At 73.6% G+C, this 23057-nt stretch carries 15 protein-coding genes; 4 read left to right on the forward strand and 11 right to left on the reverse strand.

What is annotated here, in order from left to right; genetic code table 11:
• The first annotated feature begins 6 nt into the window (after nt 1–6).
• The 3 genes from OG689_RS15475 to OG689_RS15485 all read left to right on the forward strand — a co-directional run bounded on the left by OG689_RS15475 (nt 7) and on the right by OG689_RS15485 (nt 1832).
• The gene (locus OG689_RS15475) at nt 7–420 is read left to right on the forward strand and encodes a roadblock/LC7 domain-containing protein (protein WP_073926035.1); all 414 of its coding nucleotides are present in this window, start codon (nt 7–9) and stop codon (nt 418–420) included.
• A gap of 160 nt (nt 421–580) precedes the next feature.
• Entirely contained in the window at nt 581–1267 is a 687-nt protein-coding gene (locus tag OG689_RS15480) for a DUF742 domain-containing protein (RefSeq protein ID WP_266320912.1), read from the forward strand.
• Entirely contained in the window at nt 1248–1832 is a 585-nt protein-coding gene (locus tag OG689_RS15485; protein ID WP_073926033.1) for an ATP/GTP-binding protein, read from the forward strand. The genes OG689_RS15480 and OG689_RS15485 overlap by 20 nt, the downstream gene beginning before the upstream one ends.
• Before the next feature lie 118 nt (nt 1833–1950).
• Here the strand turns inward: OG689_RS15485 and cimA are convergent, their stop codons facing one another.
• From cimA to OG689_RS15505, 4 genes are all read right to left on the reverse strand, one after another.
• Nucleotides 1951–3576 (reverse strand): citramalate synthase, encoded by a 1626-nt coding sequence (gene cimA / locus OG689_RS15490; RefSeq protein ID WP_266320913.1) that lies wholly within the window; start codon nt 3574–3576, stop codon nt 1951–1953.
• Nucleotides 3577–4126: 550 nt separating this feature from the next.
• Complete coding sequence (locus tag OG689_RS15495) at nt 4127–5239, reverse strand: branched-chain amino acid aminotransferase (RefSeq protein ID WP_266320915.1); 1113 nt, start codon at nt 5237–5239, stop codon at nt 4127–4129.
• Between the two features lie 153 nt (nt 5240–5392).
• Nucleotides 5393–6430: a 3-isopropylmalate dehydrogenase gene (locus OG689_RS15500; protein ID WP_266320917.1), complete on the reverse strand. Its 1038-nt coding sequence runs from the start codon at nt 6428–6430 to the stop codon at nt 5393–5395.
• A gap of 88 nt (nt 6431–6518) precedes the next feature.
• Complete coding sequence (locus OG689_RS15505) at nt 6519–7082, reverse strand: Uma2 family endonuclease (RefSeq protein WP_266320919.1); 564 nt, start codon at nt 7080–7082, stop codon at nt 6519–6521.
• Between the two features lie 164 nt (nt 7083–7246).
• Between OG689_RS15505 and OG689_RS15510 the strand changes: the two genes are divergently transcribed.
• A complete protein-coding gene (locus OG689_RS15510; protein WP_266320920.1) occupies nt 7247–9811 on the forward strand; it encodes a YfhO family protein in 2565 nt (854 codons plus the stop codon).
• A 73-nt stretch (nt 9812–9884) separates the two neighbouring features.
• On the opposite strand, the gene OG689_RS15515 is transcribed toward OG689_RS15510, so the two are convergent.
• The 7 genes from OG689_RS15515 to OG689_RS15545 all read right to left on the reverse strand — a co-directional run bounded on the left by OG689_RS15515 (nt 9885) and on the right by OG689_RS15545 (nt 22739).
• Nucleotides 9885–13265 carry a S8 family serine peptidase gene (locus OG689_RS15515; RefSeq protein WP_266320921.1) on the reverse strand — a complete coding sequence of 1127 codons (3381 nt, stop codon included), beginning with the start codon at nt 13263–13265 and terminating at the stop codon, nt 9885–9887.
• 203 nt (nt 13266–13468) lie between these two features.
• Nucleotides 13469–13642, reverse strand: a complete 174-nt coding sequence (locus tag OG689_RS15520; RefSeq protein WP_266320923.1) for a hypothetical protein — start codon at nt 13640–13642, stop codon at nt 13469–13471.
• 382 nt (nt 13643–14024) lie between these two features.
• Nucleotides 14025–15611 (reverse strand): phosphoglycerate dehydrogenase, encoded by a 1587-nt coding sequence (gene serA, locus OG689_RS15525; protein WP_266327159.1) that lies wholly within the window; start codon nt 15609–15611, stop codon nt 14025–14027.
• 302 nt (nt 15612–15913) lie between these two features.
• Nucleotides 15914–16912, reverse strand: a complete 999-nt coding sequence (gene ilvC, locus OG689_RS15530) for a ketol-acid reductoisomerase (RefSeq protein ID WP_073926043.1) — start codon at nt 16910–16912, stop codon at nt 15914–15916.
• Between the two features lie 129 nt (nt 16913–17041).
• On the reverse strand, nt 17042–17566 hold the full coding sequence (gene ilvN / locus OG689_RS15535; RefSeq protein WP_266320924.1) for an acetolactate synthase small subunit: 525 nt from the start codon (nt 17564–17566) through the stop codon (nt 17042–17044).
• 33 nt (nt 17567–17599) lie between these two features.
• Nucleotides 17600–19453 carry an acetolactate synthase large subunit gene (locus OG689_RS15540; protein WP_266320925.1) on the reverse strand — a complete coding sequence of 618 codons (1854 nt, stop codon included), beginning with the start codon at nt 19451–19453 and terminating at the stop codon, nt 17600–17602.
• A gap of 337 nt (nt 19454–19790) precedes the next feature.
• Nucleotides 19791–22739 carry an EAL domain-containing protein gene (locus OG689_RS15545; RefSeq protein WP_266327161.1) on the reverse strand — a complete coding sequence of 983 codons (2949 nt, stop codon included), beginning with the start codon at nt 22737–22739 and terminating at the stop codon, nt 19791–19793.
• Between the last annotated feature and the right edge of the window lie 318 nt (nt 22740–23057).

Genomic DNA, 23057 nt, shown 5'->3' on the forward strand with positions numbered 1-23057 from the left:
AGTCAGATGAGCCAGGCCGCACAGAACCTGAACTGGCTGATCACCAATTTCGTGGACAACACCCCCGGGGTGTCCCACACAGTGGTGGTCTCCGCCGACGGGCTTCTGCTCGCCATGTCCGAAGGCTTTCCCCGTGACCGCGCCGACCAGCTCGCCGCCGTCGCATCCGGCCTCACCTCGCTGACGTCCGGCGCCTCCCGCATCTTCGAGGGCGGCGAGGTCAACCAGACCGTCGTCGAGATGGAACGAGGCTTCCTCTTCCTGATGGCCGTCAGCGACGGATCCTCCCTCGCCGTCCTCGCCTCCCCCGACTCCGACATCGGCCTCGTCGGATACGAGATGGCACTCCTCGTCGACCGCGCCGGCGCCGTCCTGACCCCCGCACTGCGCGCCGAACTCCAGGGCAGTCTCCTGCACTGACGGATCGTCGGATACCGTCCTGGTATTCGAAGCACCTCTGCGCCCGTCCCGGGCCCGCTTCAGCGGGCTCGGGTTCGGACGTTGTACGGCCTTCGCACCACCGGCCCCGGACTCGTCCGGGGCTCGCAACGCACCGCCGCACCTTGTGAGGAGAGGATCCGTGAACCCGCCCGACGACCATAGCGGCCAGTACGGCGTTCCGTACCCAGGCACCGGCCACGACGCCTTCGGAGCCCCTGGCGTCGGCCACGGCCAGCAGTACGGCCGGCACCAGCAGCCCGGCCCGGAGTACGGTCAGCAGTCGTACCAGCAGGAGCAGTTCGGCCAGCAGTACGGTCAGCAGCCGTACCAGCAGGACCAGTTCGGCCGCCCGCAGGAAGAACGCCAGTACGACCAGCGGCAGTACGGCCAGGAGTACGGCCAGCAGCCGTGGGAGCGCCGGCCCGGCGCCTACCCCGCGCCCGAAGCCCCCGGCCACGTCGAGGAGTTCGAGGACGAAGAGGACTCCGGTCCGCTGATCCGTCCGTTCGCGATGACCGGCGGACGCACCCGGCCGCGGTACGAACTCGCCCTGGAGGCGCTGGTCTCCGCGAACGTCGACCCGCAGCGCCTGGCCACCCTGCTCCCCGAGCACCAGCGGATCTGCTCCCTGTGCACGGAGGTCAAGTCCGTCGCCGAGGTGTCGGCCCTGCTCTCCCTGCCCCTGGGAGTGGCCCGCATCCTGGTCGCCGACCTCGCCGAGGCCGGCCTCGTGGCCATCCACCAGCCCGCTTCCGGCGGCGAATCCGGAAACCAGCCCGACGTCACGCTGCTCGAAAGGGTCCTCAGTGGACTTCGCAAGCTCTAACGCGGCCGCCGCGACCCGCGCCACCACCTCCGCGAAGATCGTCGTCGCCGGCGGCTTCGGCGTCGGCAAGACCACCCTCGTCGGCGCCGTCTCCGAGATCAACCCCCTGCGCACCGAAGCCGTCATGACCAGCGCCAGCGCCGGCATCGACGACCTCACCCACACCGCAGGCAAGACGACCACCACCGTCGCCATGGACTTCGGCCGAATCACCCTCGACGAAGACCTCATCCTCTACCTCTTCGGCACCCCCGGCCAGGACCGCTTCTGGTTCATGTGGGACGACCTCGTCCGCGGCGCCATCGGCGCCGTCGTCCTCGTCGACACCCGCCGCCTCGCCGACTGCTTCCCCGCACTCGACTACTTCGAAAACAGCGGACTCCCCTTCGTCGTCGCACTCAACGGCTTCGAAGGACACCAGCCCCACACCCCCGACGAAGTCCGCGAAGCACTCCAACTCGGCCCCGACACCCCCGTCATCGCCCTCGACGCCCGCCGACGCGACAGCGCCAAAAGCGCCCTCATCACCCTCGTCGAACACGCCCTCCTCGCCCGACTCCGCTGAGCACCGGGCCCGGCCTGGACGCGACGTGGCCCACGGACCTACCCGGTCCGTGGGCCACTTTCCGATCGTCCACCGGCCCGGCCGGGCGCCGGCCGCGGCCCGCACCCCCCGGCCGGTTTCACTCCTGCGGGTCGAGCCCCGCCCGGATCAGGCCGTAGGTGTAGGCGTCCTCAAGTGCCCGCCAGGAAGCGGCGATCACGTTGTCCGCGACCCCCACCGTGGACCAGGACGTGGTGCCGTCGGTGGACTCGATCAGCACCCGGGTCTTGGAGCCCGTACCGTGCTGGCCCTCCAGGATGCGCACCTTGTAGTCCACCAGCTCCATCTTGGCGAGCTGCGGGTAGATGCCTTCCAGCGCCGCCCGCAGGGCCCGGTCCAGCGCGTCGACCGGGCCGTTGCCCTCGCCGGTCGCGATCCGGCGCTCGCCCTTCGCCCAGAGCTTCACGGTGGCCTCGTTGCCGGCGCTCTCGCCCCCGCCGTTCCCGTTGCCGGCCTGCTGCTCGCTGATCGTCCGCCAGGACTCCAGGGTGAAGAAGCGCTCCCGGCCGCCGCGCACCTCGTCGCGCAGCAGCAGCTCGAAGGACGCGTCCGCGGCCTCGTAGGTGTAGCCGAGGTTCTCCTGCTCCTTGACCTTGGCCACCACCCGGCCGACCAGGTCGCGGTCGGCGGAGAGGTCGTAGCCCAGCTCCTTGCCCTTCAGCTCGACCGAGGCCCGGCCGGCCATGTCGGAGACCAGCATCCGCATGGTGTTGCCGACCCGCTCGGGGTCGATGTGCTGGTAGAGGTCCGGGTCCACCTTGATCGCGGAGGCGTGCAGGCCCGCCTTGTGCGCGAACGCCGAGACGCCGACGTACGGCTGGTGGGTGGAGGGCGCCAGGTTCACCACCTCGGCGATGGCGTGCGAGATCCGGGTCATCTCGGCGAGCCGGCCCTCCGGCAGCACCTTCATGCCGTACTTGATCTCCAGCGCGCCGACCACCGGGAAGAGGTTGGCGTTGCCGACCCGCTCGCCGTAGCCGTTCGCGGTGCACTGCACATGGGTGGCGCCGGCGTCCACCGCCGCCAGCGAGTTGGCGACCGCGCAGCCGGTGTCGTCCTGGGCGTGGATGCCCAGCCGCGCCCCGGTGACGGCCAGCACGTCGGCGACGATCTCGTGCACCCCGGCCGGCAGCATCCCGCCGTTGGTGTCGCAGAGCACCACCACGTCGGCGCCGGCCTCGTGGGCGGCACGCACCACGGCGAGCGCGTAGTCGCGGTTGGCCTTGTAACCGTCGAAGAAGTGCTCGCAGTCGATGAACACCCGGCGGCCCTGCGAGCGCAGGAACGAGACGCTGTCCCGGACCATCGCCAGGTTCTCGTCCAGCGTGGTGCGCAGGGCCAGCTCGACGTGTCGGTCGTGCGACTTGGCGACCAGGGTGACGACCGGCGCGCCCGAGTTGACCAGGGCGGCCAACTGCGGGTCGTCGGCGGCGCTGCCGCCGGCCCGTCGGGTGGCTCCGAAGGCGACCAGCCGTGCGTGCTTGAGGTCCAGCTCGGCGGCGGCGCGGGCGAAGAACTCGGTGTCCCGGGGGTTGGCACCGGGCCAGCCGCCCTCGATGAACCCGACGCCGAACTCGTCCAGGTACCGGGCGATGTTCAGCTTGTCGGCCACCGTGAGGTTGATGCCCTCGCGCTGCGCGCCGTCGCGCAGGGTGGTGTCGAAGACGTGGAAGCTGTCGTTGGAATCGCTGCTGGCCTCGGTCATGGCCCTGGTTTCTCCGTTCGGGCTGGGCCCCTCCCGCCCGGAACCGGGCGGGAGGGGAACTGCTGTTGCCGGATGTCTGGCTCCACTGTCCACCATGCCCGCGCACCATCCGGAGGACCGAACAGCCCCTTGTGGGGGCTCCGGGGCTCCGGATCCTGCCCTGCGGGCCGGGGGTTGGGCCTGCGGGGCAAAACAAAAGACCCCTCGCGGGTGCGAGAGGTCTGCGCGCGGGTCTGACACCAGGTCGCTCCGCGAAGGGGTACTGCGGAGCGGTCACTGTGGACCGGCGCGCCTGCTGCTAATAATGAGCGCGAGCGAGGACACGTTCGCAGTCTGGCACAGCATCCAGGATGCGGCTGCGGTGTCTCGCCATCCGGGACGGACTCCTCGCCGACGCGGAGCGTCCGGCCCGGAGCGTCCGGCTGTGCAGCCGGCTCAGCGCGTCCGGCTCAGTGCGTCCGACTCAGTGCGTCCGGCGACTCAACGAGCGGAACGCGTCGAGGCTACTCGGCGCGGGCGCCCCGCCGCTGCGGGGCGCCCGGCACGAGGGTCAGACGATCTTGTGCAGCCAGCCGTGGGTGTCCGGCGCCTGGCCGCCCTGGACGGCGAGCAGCGCCTTGCGCAGCTCCAGGGTGATCGGGCCGGGCTCGCCGGCGCCGACCGTCCAGTCGGCGCGGGCCGACTTGACCGAGCCGACCGGGGTGATGACCGCGGCGGTGCCGCAGGCGAAGACCTCGGTCAGGGTGCCGTCGGCGTTGCCCTGCTTCCACTCGTCGGTGGAGATCCGGCGCTCCTCGACGGCGTAGCCGAGGTCGGCGGCCATCGCGAGCAGCGAGTCACGGGTGATGCCGGGGAGCAGCGCGCCGGAGAGCTCGGGAGTGACGATCTTCGCGTCCTTGCCCTCGCCGAAGACGAAGTACAGGTTCATCCCGCCCATCTCCTCGATCCACCGGTGCTCGGCGGCGTCGAGCCAGACGACCTGGTCGCAGCCCTTCTCGGCGGCCTGGGCCTGGGCGATCAGCGAGGCGGCGTAGTTTCCCGCGCACTTGGCGGTGCCGGTGCCGCCGGGGGCGGCCCGGACGTACTCCTCGGAGAGCCAGACGGAGACGGGCTTGACGCCGCCGGGGAAGTAGGCGCCGGCCGGCGAGGCGATGATCATGAAGAGGTACTCGTTCGCGGGCCGGACACCCAGGCCGACCTCGGTGGCGAACATGAACGGCCGCAGGTACAGGCTCTGCTCGGGCTCGCTCGGGACCCACGCCTGGTCCTGCTGGACGAGCAGCTCGACGGCCTCGACGAAGGCCTCGACCGGCAGCTCGGGCATCGCGAGCCGGCGGGCGGAGGCCTGGAAGCGCTCGGCGTTGGCGGTCGGGCGGAAGGTCGCGATGGAGCCGTCGGCCTGACGGTAGGCCTTGAGGCCCTCGAAGATCGCCTGCCCGTAGTGCAGCGTCATGTTCGCCGGGTCGATCTCCAGCGGCGCGTACGGCGTCAGCTGGGCGTCGTGCCAGCCCCGGCCCTCGGTCCAGCGGATGGTCACCATGTGGTCGGTGAAGACCCGGCCGAAACCGGGATTGGCCAGCCGGGCCACCCGCTCCGCGTCGGCCAGCGGGTGGGCGGAGGGCTTGAGGTCGAACGTGATGGGCGCCTGGGTGGGCGTACTCATGGCTGTCTGTCCTTCACCGTGGGGTTGGTCCGGGCCCTGCCCGTCGGTGATTCGGACTGATCGAACGCACGACGGCACGGCCCACTGTTGATGGTCGCATCTGGAGGGCCGTGCCGAACAGCTGGCATGCAGCTGGCGAGGTGCTCCGGCCCGTCAGCCGGATACTCGGGCGACGAGCGCGTCGCCGACCTGCGAGGTGGAGCGGGCGCCGGCGCGCTCGGCCAGGTCGGCGGCCACGGCGGCCTCGACCTTGGCGGCCTCGGCGGTGAAGCCGAGGTGCTCCAGCAGCATGGCGACGGACAGCACGGTGGCGGTCGGGTCGGCCTTGCCCTGGCCGGCGATGTCCGGCGCCGAGCCGTGCACGGGCTCGAACATCGACGGGAAGTCGCCGGACGGGTTGATGTTGCCGCTCGCCGCCAGGCCGATGCCACCGGTGACGGCCGCGGCCAGGTCGGTGAGGATGTCACCGAACAGGTTGTCGGTGACGATCACGTCGAAGCGCTCGGGCTGGGTGACGAAGAAGATCGTCGCGGCGTCGACGTGCAGGTAGTCGGTGGTGACCTCGGGGAACTCCTGGCCGACCTGCTGGAAGATCCGGGTCCACAGGTGACCGGCGTGCACCAGCACGTTGTTCTTGTGGACGAGGGTCAGCTTCTTGCGCGGGCGGGCGTCGGCGCGGCGGTAGGCGTCGCGGACCACGCGCTCGATGCCGTACGCGGTGTTGAGGCTGACCTCGGTGGCCACCTCGTGCTCGGTACCGGTGCGCAGGGTGCCGCCGTTGCCGACGTACGGGCCCTCGGTGCCCTCGCGGACGACGACGAAGTCGATCTCCGGCTCGCCGGCCAGCGGCGACTTCACACCGGGGAAGAGCTTGCCCGGGCGGAGGTTGATGTGGTGGTCGAAGGCGAAGCGCAGCTTCAGCAGCAGCCCGCGCTCCAGGACGCCGGACGGGACGCTCGGGTCGCCGATGGCGCCCAGCAGGATCGCGTCGTGGCCCTTGAGCTCCTCCAGCACGCTGTCCGGGAGGGTCTCCCCGGTGCGGTGGTAGCGGCGGGCGCCGAGGTCGTACTCGGTCGCCTCCACCTTGACGTCCGCGGGGAGGGCGGCACCCAGGACCTTGAGGCCTTCGGCCACCACTTCCTGGCCGATGCCGTCACCGGGGATCACTGCGAGACGAAGGCTGCGAGACATGTAGGGGACCCTACTCCGGCGTCCACGGGCTGACACCTGATGTCCACTATCCGGACGCGTCGTGTCGCCCGCACAGGTGGGCGGCCCGTCAGCCGAGTTCGACGTCCACCGGGAACGGGCGGTCCAGCTTCAGCACCTTGTGGTGGATCCCCGCCACGCCGTACCCGCCGGTGGCCGGGTCCAGCTCGTACACGTAGACCACGGGGCGACCTTCGTCGCTCTCGACCCGCCAGAAGTGCGGGATGCCGGCGGCGGCGTACTTCCGGGGCTTGGTGTCGCGGTCCCGCTCCTTGGACTCCTCGGAGACCACCTCGACGGCGAGCAGCACGTCGCCGGGAAGGAAGAAGGTCTGGTCGAACCCGGTGTCCGAACTCTCGTCCACCACCAGCAGGTCGGGCTCGGGCCGGTTCCGGGCGTTCAGCTTCACCGTCATCTCCCGCCACACCTCCCAGCCGGCCGGGACGGCCGCCAGCAGCGCCTGCTCCAGTGCGCGGATCGTGCGCACATGGAACTTCGTCTGAGGACTCACGAAAACCAGGCTCCCGTCGATCAGCTGCGTGTGCGGCGGGAGGTCCGGCAGCCGGTCGAGATCGTCGGCGGTCCAGCCGCCGACCGGCGGGCGGATCCAGTCGGGGTACGGTTCGGCGCTCATGATTGCTCCCACGCGGCGAGTCTGGCGGGTGTTCCCAGGCTACTGGGCGGGCACCCGGAAGAAGCCACTCCCACGAGGGAGCGCCTGGCCCGGCCGTGCGCCCCCGCCTCCTATGCTCGATCCGATCAGGCCTGGACATTCCTCGCAGAACGGACCACGGCGCGTTGAGCGAGACCTTCACCCCTCGCCGCCGGGAGGCCGCCGCGGCCGGGGTCGCCGCCGCGCTGGCGGCGGGCGCGTACTGCCTGGCGGCGGCCGCCCGCGGGACCTACCCGTTCGGTCCGCACGCCCCCGCCGGCGCCGCCCTGCGGGACGTCGCCGTCCCGTTCCACGCCCACCTGTGGGACCTGCTGCACGGCAACACCACCGGCGACCTGCTGTTCAACTGGGGCAGCGGCTACGGCACCCCGTTCCTGCCCGACCTCGCCGCCTACCTGCTCAACCCCTTCTCCTGGCTGGTCGGGCTCTTCCCCCGCTCCGCCGTCGGCACGGCCGTGCTCCTGGTCACCGTGCTGAGCATCGCCGCCGCCGCCGCGCTGATGACCCACGCCCTGGGCCGGCTGCACCCCGGGCCGCCCTGGCTGCGGGCGCTGCTCGCGGTCGGGTACGCACTCTGCGCCTGGGTGCTGGACGACGGCGCGGCGAACCCGGGGTGGATGTGGGGGCCGGTGGCGCTGCCGCTGCTGCTGCTGGCGGCCGACTGGTGCCTGCGCGAGCGCCGCTGGGCGGCCGGCGCCGTCTGCGTGGCGGCGGCCTGGACCGGCAGCCTGCACACCGCCGTGGCGGCCACCCTCACCGCCGGACTGGTGCTGGTGGTCCGGCTGGTGGTCACCGCCCCGCTGCTGCCGGGGTCCGCCCTGCGGGCCTGGGTCCGGGTGACCGGGCGGGCGGTGACCATGACGGTGGCCGGGGCGCTGGTCTCCTCGCCGGTGCTGTTCGTCGCCGTCACCGCCGCGCAGGACGCCCAGCCCGGGCCGCTCAGCGCCACCGACGGCTCGCCGGGGCTGCTCGCCCAGCTCGCCCGGCTGCTGCCCGGCGGGCAGGCCGCGCCGCCGTTGCCGGACGTCGCCGTCGGAATGCTCGGGCTGCTGCTGGCGGCGAGCCTGCCCTTCAACCCCCGGGTGCGGCCCAGGGAGCGGATCGCCTGGTGCGGGCTGCCCGCGCTGGCGGCGCTGAGCCTGTTCTGGCGGCCCGAGGTGCTGCGCTGGCACGGGCTGGCCCTGCCGGTGGCGGGCCCGTACCGGGCGGCCTTCGTGGTCAGCGGACTGCTGGTGCTGGCCGCCTGGGTCTCGCTCTCGCACCGGCCCGGGCCGCTCGCCCTGCTCGGCGGGGCCGGGCTGGTGCTGCTGCTCGCGGTGCTCGTCCACGGCCAGGACGCGCTGCGCACCCCGGACTGGCTACGGGCGGCGGCCAGCGGCGCCGCCGCGCTGGCCGCCCTGTGGGCGCTGGAGCTGCTGCACGACCGGCCCCGGGCGAGCGGGCTGGTCACCGTGGCGCTGACCGTGGGGGTGCTGGGCGGCGCCGTCTGGTCGGCGTACTCGGCGGGCGGCGGGTCCGGACGGCAGGTGGCCGTGGCGCCGGCCGAGGCCGCCTACCGGGCGCTGCGGGCGGCCGACGACTGGCCGGACGGCCGAGCCGATCCCGGTCCGCACGCGTTCACCGCCAACGACCCGCTGCTGCTGGGCGGCCAGGGCGGCGGGTACGCCTCCGACCAGCTGCCCGCCGCCCTCGCGCAGACCCTGCACGACCTGGGCGCGGGCTGGACCAGCTCCGGCCGGCACACCCTGAGCCCGGACGACCCGGTCGGCCGGGCGCTGTTCGGCGTCCGCAGCTACCTGGCGGACGGCCCGGCCCCGAACGGCTTCACCGTCCGGGGCGCCGCCGCCCCGGCACTGGTCACCGTGCGCCCGCCCGGTCCGGGCGACACCGGCTCGGTGTGGACCCGGCGGGAGACCGTGCTGGGCGGCGCGCTCTACGACGTCCCCGAGCCCGCGCCGGCCGGCGGGCCGCCCGCGGTACCGCACGGCAGCAGCGGCTGGTCGGTGCCGGCCACCCCGCCGGGCCAGGCCGGCACCGTACTGGCGGCGAGCTGCCCGCCGGGCAGTACGGCGTACTTCCACCCCCTCTGGTTCCACGGCACCGTGTCGGGGCTGGGCAGCACCTTCACCAGCGACGGCGAGCAGCCGTACACGGCGGTGGGGGTACGGGTGCTCGGCCCGGTGCCGGCCGACGGCCGGGTGGAGGTGCTGCTCCGGACGTCCGCCGCCGGCCAGATCCCGGCCAGGCCGCTGGGCTGCCTGCGGGCCGGCGCGCTGGAGGAGACGCTGGCGCGGCTGGCGGCGGGCGGCGGCGCCGTGGTGACGGCGGGCGGGCACAGTCTCGGCGCGGTGCTCCCGGCCGGTCCGGCCGGCACCGCCGTGCTGTCGGTGCCGGCCGTCCGGGGCTGGTCCTGCTCGGCGGGCGGCGGGCCGTACACCGCGCCACAGTCCGTGGTGGGGCTGATCGGTGTGCCGCTGAAGCCCGGGGACTCCCGCCTCACCTGCTCGTTCCGGCAGCCGGGGCTCGCGGCCGGACTGGTGGTGGGACTGGCCGCGGCCGGGGTGGTGGCGCTGGTCGCGGCCACCCACTGGCCGCGCCGCCGGCCGGCCAGGTCGGCCCGGGCGACCCGGCGGGCCGGGGCGACGGCGGCCGGGGGCGGCGGGCCGGCCGCACCGCCGCCCCCGGTCTGAGCCGGGGCCTCCCCCGGTCCGGCCGGCCCGGACCAGCTCCGCCCCGGCCCCGGCCCCGGCGGAAGGCCGCGGCTCAGCCGAGGCCGATGATCTGGGCCCGCCGCCCGTCCGTGTTGAGGTGGTGGACGAGCAGCAGCCCGGTCCGGTCACCGGCCGCCCGGCGGACCTCCAGCACCGCGCCGGGCCGCTCCGGCGCCAGCGCGGCGGCCGGGCCGCCGATCCCGCTGCGGACGTCCAGCGCCGGGTGCAGCACGTCGAGGACGGCGGTCGGCCGGTCGCCGTCCAGCCCGATCGAGGAGTACGCCTCGGCCGCATCGGGCAGTCCGGGCGCGGCGGGGCCGGTCCAGAGCCCGTAGCGGATCTGCGAGGCACCCTCCCGGAGCCCGGGCAGCACGGACAGCCGGACCGGCAGCACGACGGTGTCGCTGTCCAGCAGGTCGGTGTCGGTGTCGCCCCAGCGGGCGTTCAGCGGCTGGACGTCCAGCTCCTTGCCGGTGCGCGCGTCCAGCGCCCGGGCCACCAGGACGTCGCTGCCGCGCAACCGGTCGGCGGAGACCAGGACGTCGGTGGTGCCGTCCCCGTCGGTGTCGATCGAGGCCCGGGCGGCGTGCACGCCGACCGGGGTGACGGCGGGGGCCCAGAAGTTCGCGGCGAGGTAGAGCATGCCCCGGCCGAGCTGGTCATCCGGGCCGGTGGCGACGGCCGGCGCGTCGGTGGCGGCGCCGGCCGCCCGCAGGTCGGCGGACCGGTCGCCCGGGCGGTCGACGCAGATCCCGTCGGCCGGGCAGTCCGGCCAGCGCTCCCCCTCGCCGGCCAGGGCGAAGGCGCTGACCAGGCCGCCGGTCGCGGCGGGTGCGGCGGTACCGCCCAGGGTCAGCAGGGTGCCGGTCCGCGGCAGCCGGGCCTGCACCTCGGCGCTCAGGTCGGAGGCGGCCCGGGGCGCGGCGAACAGCGGCACCCGCAGCTCCGGCGGGCCGTCCGGGCCGGCCCCCTGCGGGCCGTCGGGGGTGAGCAGCAGCAGGCCGGAGAGCTCGCCCCGGTAGCTGCGGGCGTGGCCGGCCTGGGCGGTGTCGACGGTCGGGTCCGGGATCCGGCCCAGCTCCCCGGGGACGCGCAGGGTGACGGTGACCCGCGCGGCGCCGCCCGCCGGCACGGTGATCCGCTCGGGCGCCAGGCCGAAGGCCGCGCCGGGCAGTTCGGTGGCGGCCCGGTAGCCGGTCCGGTAGGTCAGCGGAGCGCCGGAGACGTTGCGGACCTCGACCTCGCGGGTCAGCTCCAGCGGGCCGCCGACCGGTACGGGGCCGAAGGAGACCCCGACCGCGCCCTCGACGGCGCCCTCCCCCGCCGCGTACGCGACGGCGGGCGTGCGGACGGCGAGGTCGACCCGGGCCCGCCCGGCGCCGGTCCGCTCCGGCCCGTACACCGGGCCGCTGTGCTCGTCGCCGGACCAGGTGTCGGTCGCGGTGTTCATCAGCGCGGCCTTGACCTGCTCGACGGTCAGGTCGGGGTGCGCCGAGCGGACCAGGGCGGCGAGGCCCGCCACGTGCGGGGCCGCCATCGAGGTGCCGCCCTCGCGCATGCCGCCGGAGCCGCTGCCGGCCTTCGCCGACCAGATGGTCTCGCCGGGCGCCGCCACGTCGGGCTTGACCACGCCGGGGACACCGATGCCGCGCGAGGTGAAGTCGGTGAGGGTGTCGGTGCGCTGCGGCTGCTCCTGGGCGACCACGCCGTGCAGGGTGTTGCCGGGGGTGGCGAGCTGAACGGTGACGGCGCCCTCGGCGGCAGCGGCGCGCAGCCGCTCGCCGTCGGCACGGGCGAGCAGCACGGCCGGGATCCGGTCGTTGCCGGCGATCTCGGCGAGGTGGTCGTCGACGGCCGCGAACAGCGTGCCGACGGCGCCGGCGTCGGCCGCGTGGTCGGCCCGCGGGCCGGACCCGCAGGCCCGCTCGGAGTCCTTGGTCTGCCAGCTGAGCACCGCGATCCGCCCGGCCAGCCGGGCCCGGTCGCTCTCGTCGAAGGGCGTGCAGCCGTCCGACTGGTCGACCGGCACGGCGAGTTCGCCGCTGACCTCCTTGGCCGCCCAGTCCTGGTAGCGGGAGCTCCAGTGGGCCGGGACGACGCCGGCCAGGTCGGCGGGGGCGAGCACCCGCAGGCCGTCCGCGTCGCTGTGCGGGTCGACGGAGGCGGCCACCGTGAGCGCGCGGGGGGCCGTGCCGGGGCTGCCGCCGATGCCGTAGACGTCGCCCTCGTTGCCGGCCGAGGCGACCACCAGGGTGCCCAGGGCGGAGAGGCGGTCGGCGGCGATCGAGTCGGCGTCGTCGGTGTTGCCGAAGCGGCTGCCGAGCGAGAGGTTGACCACGTCCAGGCGGTCGGTGAGGTCGCCGTCGCCGTCCGGGTCGGCGGCCAGGTCGAGGGCCTGGGTGAGCTGGTCGGTGGAGCCGTCGCAGCCGAACACCCGGATCGCGTACAGCTCCGCGCCGGGGGCGGCGCCCGGGCCGACCCGGAAGCCCGCCGGGTCCAGGCCCGGGAGGTAGGGGCCGGTGTAGGTGCGGCCGTCGGCGCTCACCCCGAGGCCGGCCGCGGTACCGGCCACATGGGTGCCGTGGCCGTTGAGGGCGCAGTCGATCGGGTTGTCGTCCGGGTGCGGCTGCGGCTGGAACGTCGGGGAGGAGGGGTCGGGGTCGTAGTCGTCGCCGACCAGGTCCTTGCCGCCGGTGACCTTCGGGTTGGGGAAGAGGCCGGCCGGGGCGGGCGCGGCGCCGTCCACGGCCCGGAAGGCCTGCTCGGTGCCGGGGCCGCCGAAGTCGGCGTGGGTGTAGTCGATCCCGCTGTCGATGATGCCGATCCGCACGCCCTGGCCGGTGTTCGGGCGGTCGGCGTCGCCGGAGCCGCCGGGCACCCCGGCCCAGACCGCGGGCGCGCCGGTGAGCGGAACGGAGTAGGCGTTGACCCGCTCCTTGCGGGCGACCGGGTGGGCGGCCCGGACGCCGGGCAGGGCGCGCAGGGCGGGCAGCCGGCCGGCCGGCGCGGTGACGGCCAGACCGGTGAGCAGGGCCTCGGTCCGGTAGAGCTCGTGGGCCTCGGGGACGGCGGCGCGGACGTCGGCGGCCAGCCGGTCCAGGGCCCGGACGGCCTCCCGGCGCTGGCCCGCGCCGGCCCGGGCGGCCTCCTGGCGCACCACCTCGGGGGAGCGCAGGGCGCGCCTGGCCCCGGCGGCGGCGCGCTGCCAGGCGGGGGCGGCGGGTTCGGTGCCGAGTTCCAGCAGGACGGTGACCTGCCCGGCGGCCGGCGGCCCGGCGGCCCGGGCCGGCGCGCCGCCGGCCGCGGTGCTGCCGACGGGTGCGGTGTCGGCCAGGGCCGCCGGATGGGCGCCGAGGACGCCCACCGGCCCCGCCATCAGGGCCAGCGCGACGCCGAGTCTGCTGAGCGGGCGGCGGACGGATTGCTTGAGCACTGGGCCCTCTCCCCCGGCGGGGGTCTGATCCGCACGCGTGCCGCTGACGTCCGCCCCGTGCGGACGTCGATCTCCCCTCCGGAGGCCTCAAATTACGATCATCGCGCCGGGGAGTGCGAGCAACCTCCCTCGTACGGGGGCCACTTGCACTCTCCGGAGTGACAGGACGTCAGGCCATCCGGGTGAGCGGGGGCGGCTCGGGGCTACCCCAGGTGGCCGGTCTCGCCGCCGTTGTCGCGGCGGTCCAGCGCCCGCTGCAGGGCGGCGGCGACCTGGGGGTCGGGCTCCACCCGGCGCCGGCGACGGGTGGCCGGGCGGGCGGGCGCCTGGGCGGCGCGGTGGTCACGGTGGGTGAGCAGGTCTGCGGTGGGGGGCATACCGGGCTCCTCGGTTCAGTGCACGTGGAAGTGCTGAGGGTGGGGAGGGTTGGTACGCCGAGCAGGGGTCGCCTGCCGTAGCGCGTACGGCACACACGGGCCCACGCGCCCTGACCGGAAGGTAGGAGCCAGGGGTGGCTGACCGTATGGCTCTTTCACGGTACGACGCCCCACCCGTCGCTGTCTGCACAACTACTTGGATTTCCTACTATCTGAGACGGCACCCGCCCCGGCCACCCGTACGGCCCCGGGCACCACGGGGCCGGGGAGCCCGGGAACGGCCCCGGAACGGCCCGGGAACGGCCCGGGAACGGCCGCGGCCCTCCCGTCACGAGGACGGGAGGGCCGCGGCGGGCTGCCGGCCGGAGGGCCGGCGCCGGGGTCAGCGCAGGTCGACCGAGCGGGCGAACTTGGCGCCGATCTCGGCCGCGATCGCCGACAGGACCTCCTGCGGGATCTGGCTGTCGACGGTGATCGAGGCGAGCGCGCCCTCACCCTCACGGGCGACCTGCATGCCCGCGATGTTGATGCCCGCGTCGCCGAGGTGGCGGCCCAGGATGCCGACCACGCCGGGGCGGTCCTCGTACTTGAAGAACGCCATGTGGTCGGTGAGCGCCACGTCCACGTCGAAGGCGTCCACGCCGACGATCTTCTGGATCTGCTTCGGGCCGGACAGGGTGCCCGAGATGGCGATCTCGCCGCCGCCGGAGAGCGTGCCGCGCACGGTGATGACGTTGCGGTGCTCGGGGCTCTCGCTGCTGGTCGTCAGGCGGACCTCGACGCCGCGCTCCTGCGCGAACAGCGGGGCGTTGACGTAGCTGACCGTCTCGGCCACGACGTCCTCGAACACACCCTTGAGCGCGGAGAGTTCGAGCACCTTCACATCGTGCTGGGTGATCTCGCCGCGGACCTCGACGTCCAGGCGGACGGCGACCTCGCCGGCCAGCGCGGTGAAGATCCGGCCGAGCTTCTCGGCGAGCGGCAGGCCCGGGCGCACGTCCTCGGCGATCACGCCGCCCTGGACGTTGACCGCGTCGGGTACCAGCTCGCCGGCCAGCGCGAGGCGGACCGACTTGGCGACCGCGATACCGGCCTTCTCCTGCGCCTCGTCGGTGGAGGCGCCCAGGTGCGGGGTGGCGACCACGTTGTCGAAGGCGAACAGCGGGGAGTCGGTGCAGGGCTCCTTGGCGTACACGTCCAGGCCGGCGCCGGCCACCCGGCCGTCGCGCAGGGCGCTGGCGAGCGCGGCCTCGTCGACGATGCCGCCGCGGGCCGCGTTGACGATGCGCACGGTCGGCTTGACCTTGTGCAGCGCCTCGTCGCCGATCAGGCCGATGGTCTCGGGGGTCTTCGGAAGGTGCACGGTGATGAAGTCCGACACCTCCAGCAGCTCCTCCAGCGTCAGCAGCTTGACGCCCATCTGGGCCGCGCGGGCGGCCTGGATGTAGGGGTCGTAGGCGACGATCTTCATGCCGAAGGCGGACATCCGCTGGGCGACCAGCACGCCGATCCGGCCGAGGCCGACGACGCCGAGCACCTTCTCCGAGAGCTCGACACCGGTGTACTTGTTGCGCTTCCACTCGCCCTGCTTGAGGGCGGCGTTGGCGGGGGCGATGTGCCGGGCGCTGGCGATCAGCAGGCCACAGGCCAGCTCGGCCGCGGTCACGATGTTGGAGGTCGGCGCGTTGACGACCATCACGCCGGCCTTGGTGGCGGCGGAGACGTCGACGTTGTCCAGGCCGACACCGGCGCGGGCGACGACCTTCAGCTTCTTCGCCGCGGCCAGCGCCTCGGCGTCCACCTTGGTGGCGCTGCGGATCAGGATCGCGTCCACGTCGGCGATGGCGGTCAGCAGCTCGGTACGGTCCGCACCGTTGCAGTGGCGGATCTCGAAGTCCGGCCCGAGGGCGTCAACGGTGGCGGGCGACAGCTCTTCGGCGATCAGTACGACGGCGTTTTTGGAAGTCACAGTGCTCACGACAGTGTGTCCTTAACTGTCCGGTTCTCCCCGGTCCATGGCACGAAGGTGGCGTGACCAGCGGGGGAAGGTGGCATGCCGCGTAGATAGACGCACGACGCTGTGGGCCTGACGCGCACTCGGAAGTGTATCGACGGGCGGGGGGCCGGGCTGCTCCCGTACGGCGAAATCACTCGCACGGGATCAACCAGATGTACAGACGGGGCAGGCCTGGCCCAGGCCTGCCCCGGCGCGGCTGTACGTCGCGCCCGGCGCACGCCCCCGTGGGGTGTGCGCCGGGCGCGACGGGAGGCCTACGCCTCTTCCTTGACCCAGCTCATGAGCTTGCGGAGCTTCTTGCCGGTGGTCTCCAGCAGGTGCTCGGAGTCGGCGTTCTTGTACTCGTTGTACTTCGGCAGACCGGCCTTGTACTCGGCGATCCAGGTGTTGGCGAAGGTGCCGTCCTGGATCTCGGCGAGGACCTTCTTCATCTCGGCCTTGGTGTCGGCGGTGATGATGCGCGGGCCGGTGACGTAGTCGCCCCACTCGGCGGTCTCCGAGATGGACCAGCGCATCTTCTCCAGGCCGCCCTCGTACATGAGGTCGACGATGAGCTTCAGCTCGTGCAGGCACTCGAAGTAGGCGATCTCCGGCTGGTAGCCGGCCTCGACCAGGGTCTCGAAACCGGCCTTGACCAGGGCGGCGGTGCCACCGCAGAGGACGGCCTGCTCACCGAACAGGTCGGTCTCGGTCTCCTCGGTGAAGGTGGTCTTGATGACGCCGGCCTTGGTGGCGCCGATGCCCTTGGCGTACGAGAGCGCCAGGTCGAAGCCCTTGCCGGTGGCGTCCTGCTCGACGGCGACGATCGCGGGGACACCGCGGCCCTCGACGTACTGGCGGCGGACCAGGTGGCCCGGGCCCTTCGGGGCGACCATGCAGACGTCGACGTCGGCCGGCGGGGTGATGAAGCCGAAGCGGATGTTGAGGCCGTGGCCGAAGAAGAGGGCGTCGCCCGCCTTCAGGTTCGGCTCGATGGCCTCCTTGTACACGTCGCCCTGGATGGGGTCCGGCACCAGGATCATGATGACGTCGGCCTCGGCCGCGGCCTCGGACGGCGACACGACGCGCAGGCCGGCCTCCTCCGCCTTGGCGCGGGACTTCGAGCCCTCCAGGAGGCCGACACGGACGTCCACGCCCGAGTCGCGCAGCGACAGCGCGTGGGCGTGGCCCTGGCTGCCGTAGCCGATGACCGCGACCTTGCGGCCCTGGATGATGGACAGGTCGGCGTCGTCTTCGTAGAACAGCTCGGCCACGGGGGCACATCTCCTTGCGTGATGGTGATGCCGGGTGGTGCGGTACCCACGGTACGTGGACCCGGCGGGGGTGTGGGGCGTTGCTTCAGGTGGTGAGACGGGTCGCGTCGCCGGGGCGACCGCCCGTCACTACGCGCTGCGGTCGAGGGCGCGCAGCGAGCGGTCGGTGATCGAACGGGCGCCGCGCCCGATGGCCACCAGGCCGGACTGCACGAGCTCCTTGATGCCGAAGGGCTCCAGCATCCGGAGCATCGCCTCCAGCTTGTCGGAACTGCCGGTGGCCTCGATGGTCACCGCATCGGGTGACACGTCGACCGTCTTGGCGCGGAACAGCTGGACGATCTCGACGATCTGCGACCGGGTGTCGTTGTCGGCGCGGACCTTCACCAGGACCAGTTCGCGCTGGATCGCAGCGGTCTGGTCGAGTTCGACGATCTTTATCACGTTGACCAGCTTGTTGAGCTGCTTGGTGACCTGCTCCAGCGGGAGGTCCTCGACGTTGACCACGATCGTCATCCGGGAGATGTCCGGGTGCTCGGTCGGGCCGACCGCGAGGGAGTCGATGTTGAATCCCCGACGGGAGAACAGGGCGGCGATGCGGGCGAGCACGCCGGGCTTGTTCTCGACCAGGACGGAGAGGGTGTGCTTGGACATTTCGTAGCTCTCTCTGGTTCTGGTGGTCGGGGGTCAGTCGAGGTCGTCGCCGAAGTCCGGGCGCACGTCCCGGGCGGCGAGGATCTCGTCGTTGCTGGTGCCGGCCGCGACCATCGGCCAGACCATGGCGTCCTGGTGCACGATGAAGTCGATCACGACCGGGCGGTCGTTGATCTCCATCGCCTGCTTGATCACCGCGTCCAGGTCCTCCGGGCGCTCGCAGCGCAGGCCGACGCAGCCCATCGCCTCGGAGAGCAGCACGAAGTCCGGGATCCGGGTGCCCTGGGCCGGTGCGGCGATGCCGTCGTGCTCCGGGCCCGCGTGCAGGACGGTGTTGGAGTAGCGCTGGTTGTAGAAGAGGGTCTGCCACTGGCGGACCATCCCCAGCGAGCCGTTGTTGATGACGGCCACCTTGATCGGGATGTTGTTCAGCGCGCAGGTGACCAGCTCCTGGTTGGTCATCTGGAAGCAGCCGTCGCCGTCGATGGCCCAGACCGCGGCCTCCGGCCGGCCGGCCTTGGCGCCCATCGCGGCCGGGACCGCGTACCCCATCGTGCCCGCGCCGCCGGAGTTCAGCCAGGTGGCCGGCTTCTCGTAGCTGATGAACTGCGAGGCCCACATCTGGTGCTGGCCGACGCCCGCCGCGTAGATCGCGTCCGAGCCGACCAGCTGGCCGATCCGCTCGATGACCTGCTGCGGGGCGAGCCCGCCGGCCGGAGCGGGCTCGTAGCCCAGCGGGTAGGTGGTCTTCCACTCGTTGAGCTTGACCCACCAGTCGGCGTAGTCGGCCTTGTGGCCGGCGTCGAACTCGGCCTGGACGGCCACGATGAGGTCGGCCAGCACCTCGCGGGCGTCGCCGACGATCGGCACGTCCGCCGGGCGGTTCTTGCCGATCTCGGCCGGGTCGATGTCGGCGTGGACGACCTTGGCGTACGGCGCGAAGCTGTCCAGCTTGCCGGTGACCCGGTCGTCGAAGCGGGCGCCGAGGGTGAAGAGCAGGTCCGACTTCTGCAGCGCGGTGACGGCCGGGACGCTGCCGTGCATGCCGGGCATGCCCAGGTGCTGCGGGTGGCTGTCGGGGAAGGCACCGAGCGCCATCAGGGTGGTGACGACCGGGGCGCCGGTCAGCTCGGCGAGGATCCGCAGCTCCGCGGTGGCGCTCGCCTTGAGCACACCGCCGCCGACGTACAGCACCGGCTTCTTCGCGCCGACCAGCATCCGCGCGGCCTCGCGGATCTGCTTGGCGTGCGGCTTGGTGACCGGACGGTAGCCGGGCAGCGAAGTCTCCACCGGCCAGCGGAAGGTGGTGGTGGCCTGCAGCGCGTCCTTGGCGATGTCGACCAGGACCGGGCCGGGGCGGCCGGTGGCGGCGATGTGGAAGGCCTCGGCGATCACCCGGGGGATCTCGGCCGGGTCGGTCACCAGGAAGTTGTGCTTGGTGATCGGCATCGTGATGCCGCAGATGTCCGCCTCCTGGAAGGCGTCGGTGCCGATCGCCTTGGAGGCGACCTGGCCGGTGATCGCGACGAGCGGGACGGAGTCCATGTAGGCGTCGGCGATCGGGGTGACCAGGTTGGTCGCACCGGGGCCCGAGGTGGCCATGCAGACGCCGACCCGGCCCGTGGCCTGCGCGTAGCCGGTGGCGGCGTGCCCGGCGCCCTGCTCGTGGCGGACCAGGATGTGACGGACCTTCTGCGAGTCCATCAGCGGGTCGTACGCCGGAAGGATGGCCCCGCCCGGGATCCCGAAGACGGTGTCCGCGCCCACGGCCTCCAGCGAGCGGATGAGCGACTGCGCGCCGGTCATGGTCTCGACGACGTGCTGGGGACCCGGCGCGTGGGCGGCCGGGGTGTCCCCACGGCGGGGGGATGCGGCGTGCTCAGTCATCTGCCTGTCTCTTCTCGGGTTCTGCCGGCCCCGGTGGTGTGCCCTCCCAGAGGAGAGGGATGCCTGGGTGGGCCGGTCGCCGGCTCTGCCTCAATCGTCCGCCTGTTCCCGCCGGAACGGGAGGTGCGGACCTCATGGTCAGTGGTCTTGCGGTGTTCGACAGCTGGGTTCACCAGGTGTCAGTGCAACAAAAAACCCCTCGTGCCCAGGGCATGCGAGGGGTGGCGCGTCGGTCTGTCACGAGCGGGGCGTATCAGCCCGCTCAGCCGACGCGCCCGCCAAGTACGAGAATTCGGGTGCGCATGGCAACGACCTTCCTCCCGGGCGGTGTCGAGTGTCAAGCGGGTGGGACGGCGGTCTCACCATGCGGACCATGTCCCGGACCACCCACCGATCGGCGTTCCGGCAGGTCGGAGGCCACGTGGTGATGTACGACACGCCCCGCTCCGGGCTCCGTCCGGCCACCCGAACGGGCCTCCGCGGCGAGGTACGCGCGGCGGGCCGACAGCGCCCCCAGCGGTCTGGGCAGCGGGTAGACCCGCCGCCCCAGTGCCCGGCGCAGCCGCTGCTCGTCCATCGGCTGCGCGAAGGCCGTGCCCTGCCCCTGGCGGCAGCCCAGCTCCTGCAGCGCCACCACCTGGCGCGGCAGGTCCACCCCCTCGGCGGCGGTGACCAGGCCGAGGTCCCGGCCGAGCCGCAGGGCGTGGCCGGCCAGCGCGCGGCTGAGCGCCGAGTCCGCGAGATCCTGGACCAGGGTGCGGTCCAGCTTCAGCGAGTCGAACGGGAGCCGGGCGAACGCGCCCAGCGAGCCGCCGCCGGCGCCGAAGCCCGCGATCGCGGTGGACACCCCGAGCCGGCGCAGCGCGGTCAGCCGCCGGCCCAGCTCGTCCGCCGTCTCGTCCGGCCCGGTCCTGGCCACCTCGATGACCAGCTGCGCGGCCGGCAGGCCGGTGTCCCGCAGCGCCGACGCGATGGTCTCGTACATCCCCGGGGCGCAGAGCCGCTCCGCGGACAGCCGTACCGACACCGGGACGGCCGCCGCCCGGGGACGCTGCGTGGCGGCCCCGCGCAGGGCGGCGGCGGCCACCACCTCCTGGACCAGCCAGCGGGAGAACCGGGTGGCGCCGTCGCCCTGCTCGGCGCTGCGCAGGAACTCCGCCGGGGTGAGCAGCAGGCCCTGCGCCGAGCGCCAGCGGGCCTGCGCCTCGACCGCGGCCACCGCGCCGGTCGCGAGGTCCACCACCGGCTGGTGCAGCAGGGTGAAGCCGCCCTCCCGGACGGCGACCCGCAGCCGCTCCTCCAGCTCGCTGCGGCGTTCCAGGTCGGCCCGCATGCCCGGCGAGTACAGCACCACCCGGCCCTTGCCCTCGGACTTGGCCCGGTACATCGCCAGGTCGGCGTTGCGCATCAGCTCGTCGGTGGCGGCCTTCGGGTCGGCGGCGGCCTCCCGGGACTGCGCCGCGAAGGCGATGCCGATGCTGGCCGCGACGCCCAGCTCGGCGCCGCCGATCCAGTAAGGCTCGGAGAGCGCGGAGCGCAGCCGCTCGGCCAGCTCCTGCACCTGGACCCGCCCCAGCCGCCCGCAGACCAGGGCGGCGAACTCGTCCCCGCCGAAGCGGGCCACGGTGTCGCCGGAGCGCACCACGCTCTGCAGCCGCCGGGCCGCCTGCACCAGGAGCTCGTCGCCGACCTGGTGGCCGGCGGTGTCGTTGACCGCCTTGAAGCCGTCCAGGTCGAGGAAGAGCACCGCGACGGCGGCGCGGTCCTCCGGCCGTTCCGTGCGCGGCCGGCCGTCCCCGCGCTCGCCCAGCGCGGCCCGCACCCGTTGGGCGAACAGGGCCCGGTTGGGCAGGTCGGTGAGCGGGTCGTGGAAGGCGTTGTGCTGCAGCTGGGCCTGGAGTATCACCCGCTCCGTGACGTCCCGGCTGTTCAGGATCAGGCCCTCGCGGTAGCGGTTGACGGTCGACTCCACGTGCAGCCACTCGCCGCTGCCCGAGCGGATCCGGCACTCGACCCGAGCCGAGGGCTCGGGGGACCCGGGGGTGCGGTGGGCGGTGTGCTGGCACTTCACCAGCAGCCGGCGGACCTCCAGCAGCACCCGGTCCACGTCGTCGGGGTGGACCAGGTTGAGCAGGTTCCCGCCGACCAGCTCGGCCGGGTCGCGGTTGTAGACCCGCAGAGCCGCCGGGCTGACGTAGGAGAGCACGCCGTTCGCCCCGGCGATCATGATGACGTCGCTGGAGCCCTGCACCAGGGAGCGGAAGTGCGCCTCCTTCTGGGCGAGTTCCTGCGCCAGCGAGAGGTTGTCCAGCAGCATCACCCCCTGGCGCAGGATCAGCGCGAGCCCGACCGTGCAGGCCGCCGAGGCGACCACCCGGTCCAGCGCGTGGCCGCCGAGGGCGTTGTACAGGATGCCCGCCGTGCAGACCGCCGCCGCGACGTACGGGGTGAGCGCGCTGAAGGTGGTGGAGACCCGGCGCAGCGGGGCGCCGGCCGCCGACGGGTGCTCGCGGCTCGGCCGGCGCCGGCGCGGCGACCACGGGGCCCAGGCCAGCAGCAGGCTGCCGGCGAACCAGCCGGCGTCCAGGAGTTCGCCGGAGTGGTAGCTGCTGCGCAGCTCGGGCGAGGTGAACAGGGCGTCGCAGACCACGGTGAGGGCCAGGCCCACCATCGCGGTGTGCACGGCCGCCCGGTTGCCGTCCCGGCTGCGGAACCGCAGCCCGACCACCAGGCTGACCAGCAGGATGTCCAGCACCGGGTAGGCCAGGCCGAGGGCCAGTCGCAGCGGGTCGCCGGTCTCCCCCTCGGCGGTGCGTCCGAGTGCCAGGCTCCAGCTGAGCGTGAACAGCGAGCCGGCCACCAGCCAGCCGTCCAGCACCAGGTAGACCCAGCCGGCGACGGTGCGGGGGCGCTGGGCGAGCACCAGCAGACCGGTGATCGCGAGCGGGGCGAAGAGCAGGAAGGCGTACTCGGCGAGCGAGTCCTCGGGGAGGGTGGTGCCCAGCACCACCTCGTACCAGCCCCAGGTGCCGTTGCCGAAGGCCACCATGGCCGAGGAGAGGCCGAACAGCAGCCAGGCCTGGCGCAGGTGGCCGCCGACGGTGCAGCCGTGCACCAGGCAGGAGAGGGTGGCGGCCAGGGCGGCGGCGGCGAGGCCGAAGTCACCCATGAAGAGGGCGAGCCCGGGCGAGCCCCAGCCGACGGCGGCGCCCAGGGCGTACGCCAGGCAGAGCGCCGCCAGCAGGGCGCCGGGCAGCCGGGGGTGGCGCAGCAGTCCGCGGATCAGGGCCCGGGGGGACTCGGCGGACGGGCGTGGACCGGGGATGCGGCCCGCGGCCTGATGCGCGTCCGGGGCGGCGGCGGAGGGGTACGTCGGCCCGGGGGCCGGTTGCGGGCCCGGGGGAGGACCGTCCTCGGGGGCGTCGGAGCCGGCCGGCCCTGGCAGCACCGCATCGGTGGAGCTCACTGGACATCTCCCCCTCCGGCCCGGGGCCTGGCGGCATCCGGGCGTGGGCCGCGCCGCCGACCGGTGTGGCCATGGACCACCCGCCGCGCACAGTGACCTGGTACCCCGTCAGGGCGGTGGCCCAGGGTGCCGGCGGCC

Origin of the sequence: Kitasatospora sp. NBC_00240 (assembly GCF_026342405.1) — a bacterium.
Classification (GTDB): Bacteria; Actinomycetota; Actinomycetes; order Streptomycetales; family Streptomycetaceae; genus Kitasatospora.

Bases quoted from the DNA above. Each gene is read 5' to 3' on its own strand.
- OG689_RS15475 (WP_073926035.1), top strand. From the start codon at position 7: ATGAGCCAGGCCGCACAGAACCTGAACTGGCTGATCACCAATTTCGTG.
- cimA (WP_266320913.1), bottom strand. From the start codon at position 3,576: ATGACCGAGGCCAGCAGCGATTCCAACGACAGCTTCCACGTCTTCGAC.
- OG689_RS15495 (WP_266320915.1), bottom strand. From the start codon at position 5,239: ATGAGTACGCCCACCCAGGCGCCCATCACGTTCGACCTCAAGCCCTCC.
- OG689_RS15500 (WP_266320917.1), bottom strand. From the start codon at position 6,430: ATGTCTCGCAGCCTTCGTCTCGCAGTGATCCCCGGTGACGGCATCGGC.
- OG689_RS15505 (WP_266320919.1), bottom strand. From the start codon at position 7,082: ATGAGCGCCGAACCGTACCCCGACTGGATCCGCCCGCCGGTCGGCGGC.
- OG689_RS15520 (WP_266320923.1), bottom strand. From the start codon at position 13,642: ATGCCCCCCACCGCAGACCTGCTCACCCACCGTGACCACCGCGCCGCC.
- ilvN (WP_266320924.1), bottom strand. From the start codon at position 17,566: ATGTCCAAGCACACCCTCTCCGTCCTGGTCGAGAACAAGCCCGGCGTG.
- OG689_RS15540 (WP_266320925.1), bottom strand. From the start codon at position 19,453: ATGACTGAGCACGCCGCATCCCCCCGCCGTGGGGACACCCCGGCCGCC.